Origin of the sequence: Martelella alba, assembly GCF_006516955.1 — a bacterium.
In the GTDB taxonomy this organism is placed as follows: domain Bacteria; phylum Pseudomonadota; class Alphaproteobacteria; order Rhizobiales; family Rhizobiaceae; genus Martelella; species Martelella alba.
Window position 1 is genome coordinate 87096 of record NZ_VHLG01000015.1, and the last position, 13105, is coordinate 100200.

Annotated in this window: 10 protein-coding genes; 1 reads left to right on the forward strand and 9 read right to left on the reverse strand. The window is 58.2% G+C overall.

What is annotated here, in order from left to right; translation table 11 throughout:
• Positions 1-40: 40 nt before the first annotated feature.
• The 3 genes from FJU08_RS19225 to FJU08_RS19235 form a co-directional block, all read right to left on the reverse strand.
• Positions 41-1831 carry a DUF4422 domain-containing protein gene (locus tag FJU08_RS19225; RefSeq protein WP_141150670.1) on the reverse strand — a complete coding sequence of 597 codons (1791 nt, stop codon included), beginning with the start codon at positions 1829-1831 and terminating at the stop codon, positions 41-43.
• Positions 1832-2147: 316 nt separating this feature from the next.
• Positions 2148-3980, reverse strand: a complete 1833-nt coding sequence (locus tag FJU08_RS19230) for an ABC transporter ATP-binding protein (protein WP_141150671.1) — start codon at positions 3978-3980, stop codon at positions 2148-2150.
• 43 nt (positions 3981-4023) lie between these two features.
• Positions 4024-5220 (reverse strand): aminotransferase class V-fold PLP-dependent enzyme, encoded by a 1197-nt coding sequence (locus tag FJU08_RS19235; protein ID WP_141150672.1) that lies wholly within the window; start codon positions 5218-5220, stop codon positions 4024-4026.
• A 102-nt stretch (positions 5221-5322) separates the two neighbouring features.
• Here FJU08_RS19235 and FJU08_RS19240 point away from each other — a divergent pair, with 102 nt between their 5' ends.
• Complete coding sequence (locus FJU08_RS19240) at positions 5323-6126, forward strand: IclR family transcriptional regulator (protein WP_141150673.1); 804 nt, start codon at positions 5323-5325, stop codon at positions 6124-6126.
• 2 nt (positions 6127-6128) lie between these two features.
• Here the strand turns inward: FJU08_RS19240 and FJU08_RS19245 are convergent, their stop codons facing one another.
• The 6 genes from FJU08_RS19245 to FJU08_RS19270 form a co-directional block, all read right to left on the reverse strand.
• Positions 6129-6641 (reverse strand): RidA family protein, encoded by a 513-nt coding sequence (locus FJU08_RS19245; protein ID WP_141150674.1) that lies wholly within the window; start codon positions 6639-6641, stop codon positions 6129-6131.
• A 31-nt stretch (positions 6642-6672) separates the two neighbouring features.
• Entirely contained in the window at positions 6673-7881 is a 1209-nt protein-coding gene (locus FJU08_RS19250) for an amidohydrolase/deacetylase family metallohydrolase (protein WP_141150675.1), read from the reverse strand.
• Positions 7882-7883: 2 nt separating this feature from the next.
• Complete coding sequence (locus FJU08_RS19255) at positions 7884-8747, reverse strand: ABC transporter permease (RefSeq protein ID WP_141150676.1); 864 nt, start codon at positions 8745-8747, stop codon at positions 7884-7886.
• Complete coding sequence (locus FJU08_RS19260; RefSeq protein ID WP_181409932.1) at positions 8747-9688, reverse strand: ABC transporter permease; 942 nt, start codon at positions 9686-9688, stop codon at positions 8747-8749. The genes FJU08_RS19255 and FJU08_RS19260 overlap by 1 nt, the downstream gene beginning before the upstream one ends.
• 66 nt (positions 9689-9754) lie before the next feature.
• Positions 9755-11083 (reverse strand): GH1 family beta-glucosidase, encoded by a 1329-nt coding sequence (locus tag FJU08_RS19265; RefSeq protein WP_141150677.1) that lies wholly within the window; start codon positions 11081-11083, stop codon positions 9755-9757.
• Positions 11084-11230: 147 nt separating this feature from the next.
• Positions 11231-12754, reverse strand: coding sequence for an ABC transporter substrate-binding protein (locus tag FJU08_RS19270; protein WP_141150678.1), 1524 nt, complete (start codon positions 12752-12754; stop codon positions 11231-11233).
• Positions 12755-13105: the final 351 nt, after the last annotated feature.

The window sequence follows — 13105 nt, forward strand, 5'->3', positions numbered from 1 at the left end:
CCTGCAGCCTTTAAAATTGGGCACCAGTAAGCACTGGCCTTCAACCACCCGACGACAGTTTGTAACCAAGACGACGTTTCCGGTCCCGGTGCTTGAGGCGAAGATAACGAAACAGCTGACGTATATGCTGTTCCCGCCAGCTTTCCGCCCAGGGTGTCTGGTTGCGGTAATCCCAGTAAAGCTCACTCAGGGGATGGACGCATTTGCGCTTCCATGGCTTGGCCTTGCCTGAGAAATGAATGATCGACGGCTCTTTCGCAGCCAGGTTCCCCTCTGCCTCATCATAGGAGGGTTCCAGAGCGTTTTCCTCATATAGCTTCGTCACGGCATTCCAGCGCAGATGCAGCATTTTGACATTACCGCAGAACAGGAGATTGAGGATGTCGTCAACATGGGAAACCATGTCACTCCCCTTCTCCCGCATAATCGTCAGAACAGCCTGATCGAAATCCATCCTGCGCATAGTGGCAAGATCGATGAGCAGAACCCCCGCAGAAAAATAACGCGATCCATAGGGCATGCGCAGCCGTCTGCTGTGAAGAAGCCCGGCACTTTCCGGTGCCGCGGCAATGCCACATCCCTCAAGATCGGTCTCCCACAAATGCTCCAGCGGCTCGATCAGCAACAGGTCAGCATCAAGATAGATGACCCTGTCAACCGTGTCAGGCAGAAGCCGATGCAGAGCAAGGCGATAATAGACCGCCGTTACGCTATTGGGCCGTTCTTGCGGCAGCCAGCGCAAACTACGATCATCGAAATCAACGAAACTCAGCCGAGCGGCGTAGCGCCCCGCAAGCGCCATCAACCTGTCGCGATCGGACGCACCGATCGAGCCATCATTAACGACGAAGATGTTGAGACGTGCCGGATTGGCCGTTGTCTGCAGGCAGGACAGGATAGAAGTCGCCAGATGGGCCACATATCCCTTGGTGATGGTGAAGGCCACATGAATATCTTCGCCACCCTGAGCAGCCGGCAGCTGCTCCTGCACCCGGCGCAAACCGCGCGCGCGCGCCAGAGCCTGCTCCGGGCTGATTTCGGGAACGGGGCGCGTTCCCCAGGCAAGCGGCAATTCCTTCACCTTGGCATCATGAACCGCTTCGGCATACAGCACATAGGCATTGGTCAGATATTCCGCCAAAAAACCCCAGATGCGCCCCTGATAGGCGTCATAATCACCCAGGTCCCGCCGCTTTTCTGCTGCCTCGATCACCGCCGTCAGCCAGTCGGCATATTCAATGAACAGAGCCTTGCGCATGACGGTAATGTTGTTGAAAAACACGCGCCGGCCCGTCAGAACCCGGACGAAATAGGGATAGATATGCGGCGACTGCTCGCGCACGATCTCCTCAATAAGCGCCATATCGGCGATCTGATGCTGATGTGCATAAAATTCGAGTGGCGTCAATTCAAGCTCGGGCATGCCAAAAAGCAGAACCGGGCGCCTTTGTGGTATCAGGATATCATTTTCCGAACAGGCCTTTTCAATGAGCGCATCGTCCCAGCCGAATCGCTCATACTCGCTCTCGCCAACCGCGCAAAATGGCAAATGATGCGGCGCTTTGGCCGAGAAACATAAAAGGCGCCTATAATGCATCGTACCGTAGTATTCAGCATCAACATTATGGCGCATCCAGTATATTGCCGTCAGCTCGTTCCAGGCAGCGTTCTTTACGGAAATATTATCTCCACTATCATCGCCCAAAATTCCATCCAGTCTTTCCCGGCCAGCAACAGCTGCGCCAGCCTGAACCGGATTCAGATACGCTGTACGAATGACCTCAGATTTCTTGAAATATACGACTGAGACAAATATTTTCTTCGAGATCATTGACGCGATTCCAGACAAATATTCCGTCAAACTATTCTGCCTTGAGCTCGCATTGCAGCCAAATACCCCATCTGCTCAAGAAAATCCGAACACGATACAGACGCCCGTATAGAAAGATTTCCCCGTATAGTCCAATGAAAAGCCCCCCATCCGGGCGTATTTGGACAGTAGCGCTACAGTCGTCGAAAATGTAAGTCAGTGCAATATTTTACGCTGGCACAAAGGTCAAAACGTAAATTCATTTCGCGATACGTTGCCCAAAAGCATCGATGACCGCAGCGACATCGATGCGTCGGAGGAAGGCCTGAAACCCCGTTCAGTCGCTCAGGCAGAGATGTCCCGGCGCGACTTCATAGTAATTGCGGGCCTTGGCAGCGAAATCGAGCGGGCGGATGGGGCTTTTAAGCTCTTCCACCTGGCCGCCGCGCCGCATGCCGAGACGTGCGGGATCGGGGATCGGCACCGCCTCCATCAGCTTGCGCGTATAGGGATGCTGCGGATTGGAAAACACCATGTCACGCGGTCCGATCTCAACGATCTCACCCAGATACATCACCGCCACCTGATGACTGAGCCTTTCGACCACGGCCATGTCGTGGGAGATGAACAGGAAGGCAATATTCATGCTCTCCTGAAGATCGAGCATCAGATTGATCACCTGTGCCTTGATCGACACGTCGAGTGCCGAAACACTTTCGTCGGCGATGATCACCTTCGGATCGAGCATCAACGCCCGGGCAATACAGATGCGCTGGCGCTGCCCGCCGGAAAATTCATGCGGAAACCGTTTCGCCATATCGGCGGACAGGCCGACCTTTTCGAGAATTTCGGCCGTCTTGTCGCGTGCCTGGCTTCGCGTTCCCATTCCATGTTCGAGAAAGGGTTCGGCCACCGCCTCTCCGACAGTCATACGCGGATTGAGGCTGGCGAAAGGATCCTGAAAGATCATCTGCACCGATTGGCGCAGTTTGCGCATTTCACTACGGCCATAGCCGAGCACGCTTTCGCCATTGACCAGGACTTCACCGCCATCCGGCTCGATCAGGCGCATCACGGCACGGCCGGTTGTCGATTTGCCACAGCCGCTTTCACCCACGAGCGACAGGGTTTCGCCTGCATGAAGCTTGAAGGAGACGTTTTCGACCGCATGGACGCGTCCGGTCAGGCGCGACAAAAGGCCGGAATGGATATCAAAGCGCTTGCTCAGGTTCCGGACTTCAAGCACCGGCGCATCGCTACGCTTCACCGTATCGCTGGTCTCACGGACTTCTTCCGTCTCACCGCTTTTGACATCCATGACCGGAAAGCGCGCCGGAAGCGCTGCCCCCTTCATCGAGCCCAGAACCGGAACGGCAGACAGAAGCGCCCGCGTGTAAGGTTCAACGCTTTTGGCGAAAATATCCGCCGTCCGGCCTGTCTCGATCTGCTCACCGCGAAACATGACGACGGTGCGATCCGCCACCTCGGCGACCACCCCCATATCATGGGTGATGAACAGGACAGAGGTCCCCTCCTCATCCTGAAGCGTCTTGATGAGATCGAGGATCTGCCCCTGGATGGTGACATCAAGCGCCGTCGTCGGCTCATCGGCGATCAGCAGCTTGGGCTTTGCCGCCAGTGCCATGGCGATCATCACGCGCTGGCGCATGCCACCGGAAAAGCGGTGCGGATATTCATCAAAGCGCGATGCCGCCGAGGGGATGCGCACCTTCTCCAGAAGCCGGATGGTTTCCAGCCGCGCATCCTTCTTCGACATGCCGGAATGACAACGGATCGCCTCGGAAATCTGGTCACCGATGGTGAACAGCGGATTGAGGCTGGTCATCGGCTCCTGAAAGATCATCGAGACATCGGCGCCGCGCACGCCCCGCATCTCCCGATCCGAGAGCGCGAGAAGATCGCGTCCGCCAAGCATGATGCTGCCCGTCACCTTCGCCGTGTCACGCGGCAAGAGCCCCATGATCGACAGCGAGGTAACGCTTTTCCCCGAACCGCTTTCGCCAACGATCGCCAGTGTCTCGCCAGGCATGACATCAAAGGAAACATTGCGCACGACGCTGCTCCACACGCCATCGGAAAAGAAGGCGGTGGTCAGGTTTTCAACCGACAGGACGGGTTCCGGCTGGTTCGCGGCTTCATGGCTCATCATGGCGATATCCCCTTTGTGTTTATTGAATAGCGACGCTGGCCACTCAGTCAGGCCAGCGGAGCAGGCCGTCAAAGCGATGGCGGCTGAGCTCTTCGATCGGCGTGGCGATGATCGCGTTGGAGCGCTGGGCCTTGTCGAGTTCCTCACCGAGACGCCGTGCCACGATCTCTTCCTGCCCCGGATGCAGATTACAGGGATCAAGATAGAAATAGTGATGCTCCGCCTCGTGATCGCGCACGATGATCGGCGGATCGCCCGCCGCCAGTGCCGCTGCCAGATCCCAGGCAGTGATCCGTGCCTCCGACGGATCGATGAGCACTTTCAGCCGGTCGAGCGGGTTGTTGGTCGGATCGGGATCGATCACCGGATTGACGCCGGGACGGCCGGACAATATCGCCTTCCAGAGATCAAGATAGCTGGTCTCACGCGCACGGATACCCTCATGATCGCGGGTTTCCCAGGCTTCAAGCGCCGCCATGACGCCGAAGATGCTTTCCTTGCCGACCTTCATGCCCCGGCCGATACCGAGATTTTGCAGATAGGCGTGACGCACCATTTCCTTTTTGCCCGCGACGATGCCCGACGTGGGACCGCCGAGGAACTTGTGCCCAGAATAAAGCGCAAGATCCGCCCCGGTTTCCAGAAAGCCGCGCAGATCGTATTCCGACGCGGCATCGACAATCACCGGAACCCCGCGCGCATGGCAGATTTCGACGAATTCGGAAAGGTGCAGCAGACCGTAATCGACCACGTGGTGGGAAACGACATAGACGGCAGCGGCGGTGTTTTCCGTGATCGCATTTTCAAGATGGAACCGATGGGTCGAGGTCGCCTGACCGATCGGCACGACGGTGGCACCGGCAAGCCGGATCGCCTGATCGACCGGAGCGCCGTAATTGACCATATGGCCGACCTGGACCAGAACCTCTTTCTTCGCCGTCCTGACTTCTGGCAGACGTTCAACCGCCAGAAGATCCGTGCCCGTGATGGTACCGGCAACGGCAAGCGAGATGCCGGATGAGCAGGATGCCGTGACGAAACCGGCTTCCGCCCCCGTCAGCCGGGCAATGATTTCACCCGCCTTGCGCTGGAGATCATTCATCTCCACGAATTGCGGCATGATCTTCTGAACGGCTGCCACCGCCTCCGGCACGGCGATCGAGGCGCCAAGGCTGGTCATCGTTCCCGAGACATTGATCACCGGTCTCAAGCCAAGCGACGGACGAATATCCTCACTCATGTCATTCTCCTAGAAAATGCCGAAAGCACCCTTTGCAACTCGACATATATATCATAATAACGTAACAACACTCAAAGATCAGGAATAGCCAAAGCTAAAATCATGACCGATAGCGCCGAAGAAGCCAAAACGAGCGAAACCAAAGCCAAGCGCAGCCGTGTTAGCGGTATTGACCGCGTGCTGCAGATCATCGATTTCCTCTACGAAACCGGCGAGCCGGCGGGTGGCTATGCGATTGCCAAGGGGATCAAGGCGCCGCTTTCCACCGTCTACACGATTGTTGACGACCTCGTTGAGAAGACCATTCTGACACGTGCCAGCGACGGCACGCTGTGGCTGGGGCCGCGGCTTTACAATTACGGCATCGCCTATGCCCGGTCGGTCGATTTCATGCGCGTCGCTACCCAGGAAATGCACGACCTCTGCCGCCGTGCCGCCGAAACGGTGCAGCTTTGCGGCCGCGACGGGCACCATATGCTGGTCATGGCCATGGCCGATGGGCCAAGCCATTTTCAGGTCATGTCGCGTGTTGGTTCGCGCATTCCGCTCAACTGGACCGCTTCGGGCAGGCTTCTCGTCGGCCATATGCCCGACAGGGAACGCATCGAGCTTTTCAAGCGCGGTGCGCGCGCGTCGCCAACGGGCCGCGCCGCGATTGATCCGGTCGACCTTTCCAGGGCGGCGGGCGAAGCCTTTGAGAAGCGGCTTTCGGTGCAGGTCGGCGAATCCGATTATGCCGTTGCCTGCATCGCCTCGCCCATTCTCAACACGGAAGGCGAATGCGTTGCCACGATCTCCATCGTTCTGCCCGAGCACAAGGCGACATCCGGCGACCAGCCCTATGGCGACTTTGTCCGCCAGTCTGCAGCGCATATCGAGACGTTGATGGGCTGGCACTCGCATTGATCTCAGTCCTTCAGCGCCACAATGGCTTCGATCTCGACCGTGATATTGTTCGGCAATGAACCGAGACCAACGGCGGAACGGGCATGAATGCCGTTCTCACCGAACACCGAAACGAAAAGATCGGAGCAGCCATTGATGACGCTCGGATGGGCGGTGAAATCCGGGCTCGCATTGACCATGCCGAGGATCTTGACGATATGTTTGATGCGGTCGAGATCGCCGACGGCGTCCTGCATCACGGCCAGAAGGTTGAGCCCGGTAAGCCGGGCATGCTGATAGGCATCCTCAACACTGACCTCGGCGCCGACCTTGCCATAATGCTGCGATCCATCTTTTTCGCTCGGCCCCTGACCGGAGAGATAGAGCATGTTGCCCTCCTGCTTGAAGGCAGCGAAATTGGCAATCGGCGGCGGTGCTGGCGGCAGTTCGATCCCGAGCTCTTGCAGTCGAGTGGCAACCGACGGTGCCTGCATCTTTTCCATTTCAGACGTGTTGGACACAAATGCTCCTGTCATTTCAATTTCCTTCGCCCGATCGCGCTCGCAATCAGCGGAATGCGTAATTCTGTCCGTTATAGCCAGCGCGCCAGGTGCCGGGCGTGTGCCGAGATGCCTTGACGGCGTGGGGGCCGATCACCGCATATTCGGGGTCGAAAAGCCGGGTCATATGCGCCGGATCACCATTGGAATCGACCACGTCCAGCTCTTCATCCTTGAGATTGAAGACCGTGAATTCGGCGCGCGAACCGGGCTTCAACAGATCATCCATCGGCAGGCCGATAACCTGAGCCGGCGCATGAGTAACGGCCTCGATCACTTTCTCGAACGGCATGCCGACCGACAAAAGCTTAGACATGGTGGTCGCCATATCCCAGACCGCGCCGTTCAGCGAATGACCATGCAGATCCGTTGAGATCGAGAACGGCATCAGCCCGCGCTCGATGGCAGCCTCCGCCACCTTGAAGGAGAAGGAGGCACCGCCATGACCGATATCGAGCCGCACGCCCTCGCCAGCGCAGCGCTCGGCGAGATTGAACAGATCCTCGTCTTCCATGATCGAGGAGCCAAGCTTGCCATTGAAGCAATGGGTGATGATGTCGCCGGGGCCGAGCACGTCGAGAACATCCTCGTAAAGCGCCGGCGGCTCACCGACATGCACCATCATCGGCAGTTTGAGGATCTTGGCGATCTTCTTGCCGAGCTTGACCGGCGTGATGCCCCAGGAACCCGTGATCACGTGGCTGGCGCGCACCTTGATGCCGATGATGTGGTCGCGGTTTTCCTCATAGCATTGTACGATCCGGTCGAAATCGACATCCTTGATATCTCTGAGTTCCGGCACGCGGTTGCAGGCGACTAGACCGATGGAACCGAGATTGAGGAAGGCCTTGATCCGTTCGACCGACGGTTCGATGATATATTCGCGAAAGCCGTGGAAATTGGCCTCCCCTGCCGAACCCGCATCGACCAGCGTGGTGACGCCGCGCTCCACACCGCATTGCGACGGCCGGATCGAGATATCCGTTCCACCATGCCAGATATGAACGTGAAGATCGGTCCAGCCCGGCGAGATAAAGGCGCCGTTCCCGTCGATCACCTTAGTACCTTCGGCAACCGGCAGGCCACGCCCTGTCGCGGCAATCCTGCCATCGGCACCGACGGCGATATCGATCTGCCCTTCCGGCGTGTCGCTTCCGAAGGCGACAGGACGGACATTGCGGATCAGAAGAGGTGAACCATTCAGTTCAGCAGGCATTTTCAGAGGTCCTTTTTGAGCCGGGGATCGAGCATATCGCGCAGACCGTCGCCGACGATTTGAAGGGAAAGAACGGCCAGGATGATCGCCACACCGGGAAAGAACGTCATCCAGTCGGCAGAACCGAGATACTGGCGTCCCGCAGAGATCATCGTGCCCCAGGTCGGCACTTCCGGGCTGACGCCAAGGCCGAGGAAGGAAAGTCCCGCTTCCGCCAGAATGGCATTGGCAAACAGGAAGGTGGCCTGCACCAGAATGGGTGACACGAGATTGCGCAGCACATGCCGGGTCATGATGTGGCTGGTGGAAATCCCCATAGCTTCCGCTGCTTCGACAAAGGGCAGCTCGCGCAGCACCAGGGTCGAGGCACGGACGATGCGGGCAAGTCGCGGGGCATAGACGATCGACAGCGCAATGATGACGGTCATCAGCGACGGCCCGAGGGCTGCGACCAGCGCAATCGCCAGCAAAATGTCCGGGAAAGCCATCATCGCATCGATCAGTCGGGCAATCGGCGTATCGAGCCGCTTGAAGAAACCGGCCAGCAGACCGAGCGTCACGCCGACCAGCGAAGACAGAACCACGACACAGGCCCCGACCAGCAGTGAAAGCCGGCCGGCGAAAATGGTGCGGGTAAAGACATCGCGGCCGAATTCATCCGTACCGAACCAGTGCAGATCACTCGGCGGTTTCAGCCGGTTGGCGATGGAAAGCTTCGAAGGCGAAAACGGTGTCACCCATGGCGCAAACACGGCGAGCAGGATGAAGATCGCCAGAATGATCAGCCCGACGGCAACACTTCTGCGCCTGAACAGCTGTTTGATGAATTTTTTCCGGTCGCTGCCGGCTGTCTGAATATCGGCCATCAGTAGCGAACCCTCGGGTCGACGAGCAGATAAAGCATGTCGATTGCGAAATTGATGAGAACATAGAGCCCGGCAATCACCAGAAGTGCGCCCTGGATCACCGGATAATCGCGCCTGAGCACTGCGGAGACGACGAGACTGCCGACGCCGGGAAGTGCAAAGACTGTTTCGGTCACCACCGCGCCGGCCACCAGCACGGCAGCCGTCAGGCCCAAAACGGTGAGGATCGGGATCAGCGCGTTTTTCAGCGCATGTTTCAGCACGACCCTGCCTTCGGAAAGACCCTTGGCGCGGGCGGTGCGGATATAGTCGTCATTGAAGACATCGAGCATCGCCGCACGGGTGAAACGCAGGATCAGCGCCGATGAAACCACGCCAAGCGACACCGCTGGCAGGATCAGGTGGTGCAGCCGGTCTGCGAAACTGGCATCCGGCCCGCCATAACCCGAAACCGGAAAGAAACCAAAGCGCACGGCAAAGACCTGGATCAGGATCAGACCGAGCCAGAAACTTGGCACGCTCGCCGCCGTCATGGCAATCACGGTCGAGGCCTGATCGATGAAAGAACCGCGCCGGTAAGCCGCATAAATGCCGACCGGAAGGGCGATGACAGACGCCAGTATGAGCGAGAACAGGGTCAGGAAAAAGGTCGGCTCGGCACGCTGGGCGAGCGCCGTCGTTACCGGAATATTGAGGAAGATTGACCGGCCGAGATCGCCATGCAGCATGCTGACGATATAGAGGACATATTGCTGTAGGATCGACTGATCGAGACCGAGCTTGGTTCTAAGTTCGGCGATATCCTGTGGCGTCGCATCCGGCCCCAGCATCACGGCGGCCGGATCGCCGGGCGTGACGCGCACGATGATGAAGACGATCGTCACCACCAGGAACATCACGACGACCATTCCGACCAGGCGCTTGAGAATATATCGGATCATGGGCAGATCTTTCCGTTTCGCCGGGCCGCGCGCATCACAAGCGGCCGGTATCCTTGATGAAGGTCGTCACAGCGCATTGTCAGCGATGACCCCGGCCAGCCAGTGATAGGAAGCCTTGGGGATGCGTTGCAGCGTCGGGTAATCGACATAGACAAGGCCGAAGCGTTTGGAAAAACCGCGGCCCCACTCGAAATTATCCATCAGCGACCAGGCGAAATAGCCACGCACGTCATGGCCTTCATCCAGCGCATCGAGCAGCGCGCCGAGATACTGACTGAAATAGGAAATCCGCTCCCGGTCAACGATGGTGCGATCGGGCCGCAAGGCATCGGGATAGGAGGCACCGTTTTCGGTGATATAGATCGGCGGCCTGCCATAGCGGTTGGAGGTGTCGCGGATCTGTTCGAGGAAGGCCATCGGGTCAACGACCCAGTTGACATCGGTGAGTGGGCCCATGCCGGACGGTGGCATCACCTCTGAATAGCCAAACGTCGCGTTCGGATTGGGTGCGACGAAGACCGGATTGTAGTGGTTGAGACCGAAGAAATCGAGTTTCTGGCTGATTTCCTCCATGTCGCCGGGCTTGATCAGCGGCGCGATCTTTTCGGCGAGCGGCTCGGGATACTTGCCGAGCCAGAGCGGATCGACCATCACCCGCCGCCACATGCAGTCACCGAAGACGCGCGCCTCTTCATGTGCCGCGTCGTCATAATGCGGGCGGACCGGGCCGAGCGAGACGATATTGCCAATCTCCGCACCCGGTGCCTCGGCACGAACGGCCGACACCGTCTTGCCATGGGCGAGATTGAGATTGTGGATCGATTGCAGGCAGGCCTCATAGCTCTGCTTGCCCGGCGCATGACGGCCGAGATTATAGGCAACCCAGGGAATGACATTGGGTTCGTTGATCGGCGCAAAACGCTTGACCCTGTCAGCGAAATGCCGCGCCACCTCGGCGGCATAATCGCCAAAAATGCTGGCCGTATCGCGCGAGCGCCAGCCGCCTTCCGCCTCGATGGCAACCGGCATGTCCCAGTGATGCAGGCAGATCCAGGGTTCGATCCCCTCATGCAGCATCAGGTCGATCAGTCGGTCATAGAAATCGAGACCGCACATATTTACCTTGCCCTTGCCGTCGGGGAAAATCCGCGGCCAGGCGATCGAAAGCCGGTAGGCGCTGACGCCAAGGCCGCGCATCAGCGCGATATCTTCCGGGTAGCGATGATAGTGATCGCAGGCGATATCGGCGGTATCACCATTGACGATATTGCCCGGAACCTTGGCGTAGGCATCCCAGACGCTCATCCCGCGGCCATCTAGCTCGGTCGCCCCTTCGGTCTGGTAGGCAGAGGCTGCGACACCCCAGAGAAAATCACGCGGAAATTTACGCACCATCGATCACGATCCGTCAGCAGCCGCAAGACGCCATCCGCCACAAAGATGCGGAGACGAGCCGGGCCGGAATGCACACAAGAAATAGCGGGAGAGAGACCGGCGCCCCATAATGGGCGCCGGTAACGGGATCAGCAGATCCGAAACGGCTTACTTGCCGTTTTCGGTGCTGACATTCCAGAAATAGGGCCAGGGCGACGGGTTGAAGTCTTCCAGCGTCTTGGCTTCACCGCTCAACGAATTGAAGTCACCGACCTTGAAGACCGGTGCATCGTCGTAGAAAGCGGCCTGAACCTCGGCGAAGAGTTCCTTGCGCTTGGCCGGATCGGATTCCGCCAGGAAGGGATCGGTAACGGCGTGCTTTTCGGCAGATGCCCACCAGCCCGGATAGTCATCCGACATCCAGCCATTGAGCGCCGGCTCTGCCGGGAACGGACCATGGGTGATGAAGATATCCCAAAGCCCCGGATCGGCACGGCGCTGGGTCAGCGTTGCCCAGTCATAGACTTCCAGATCGACCTTGAAACCGGCAGCCTTCAGATATTCGGCGGCAACCTGAGCCATCTTGTAATGGAACTCATACTGGCGGCTGGTGAGGATGCGCAGCGTGCTGCCATCATAACCGGCCTCTTTCAGCATCTTGGCAGCCGCTTCCGGATCGCCGTCGCCATAGCGTTCGACGCCCTTGTCGGTGTGCCAGACATAGCCTTCCGGATAGAGATCGCCATCAACGGCGAAAAAGCGCGGATCACCAAAAGCGGCGAGCAGCATGTCTTCTGGATTGAGCGCTTCCTGCACGGCGTGGCGGATTTCCTTGTTGGTCATCATGCCTTCCTTCGTGTTCATCACGAAGACGGGCGCGCCATAGGGAGCAAGGATAACCGGAAGCGCCTTGTCGGACTTTTCAAGACGGTCATAGCTTTCCGTCGGCAGCGAGTCGGCATAGTCGAACTGGCCGGAGGAAATGCCTTCAAGACGCGTATTGGCATCGGCAACCGGGACAAAGCGGATCTCGTCAAGGATCGCCTCGCGCTTGCCGCCAAAGCCGCTGGCCGGTTCGCTGCGGGCTGCATAATCATCGAAGCGGACGAGCTGGATATACTGGTCGGCCTTGTGATCCTTGAGCATATAGGGGCCCGTGCCGATGAACTTGGTCAGCGGCTCGGCCAGATCTTCCTTCGGCATAATGACGGCGGCCGAATTGTTGAAGGCAAGCAGCGACAGAAGCGGAGCATAGGGCTTGTTGAGCTCGATACGGATCGTGTCATCGCCCGTCGCCGTCACGCTCTTGATATAGGGCGCGGCCTGCTTGCCGCGCGATGCGATATCCATCCAGCGCTCAATGCAGGCAACCACATCGCTCGAATCCATGATCGAGCCGTCGTGGAAGGGGACGTTGTCCCGGAGCTTAATGTCGTAGATCGTGCCGTCACCGGAGATCTCCGGCATGGTCTCGGCCAGAAGCGGCACGACATTCCACTGATCATCATAGGTGAAAAGCGTTTCAAATATATGCTGCGTCGTCATGCCGACGACATCGGCAGTCGAAGCCATCGGATCGAGGGTCGGCGGCTCGCCGATCGTCGCAACATCGATGATACCAGACGCATTTGCAGCCATGGGTACGAGCGGCAGCGCCATACAGGTCGCCGCCAGAAGCAGTCTCTTCAGCATTTGAGTTCCCTTGGTTATTCCACAGTTATGAACTATAGATCATTATTACGTCATTAAAGTTAAGTTCGCCCGAGCTGTCAAGTACCCGGCAGTTCTGAACGCCGACATAGACGCCCCCAACCACGGCCATCCACGCGGAGCCGCCGTCGCAGACGGGCCCGATCATGGCATGGGCACAGCCGGAATTATTTCGAAAATTTTCTATAAGAATATGATATAATTGAAATATTTATCGGAAACGCCGTTAAGAGTGCGATCCCTCTTGGAGGTTGCATGAGCGCGTCATTGTCGGTCATGCATCCCGGCACACAAACGGAAAGAACCGGCCGGGGCAGCCACCGGCTCAGACTG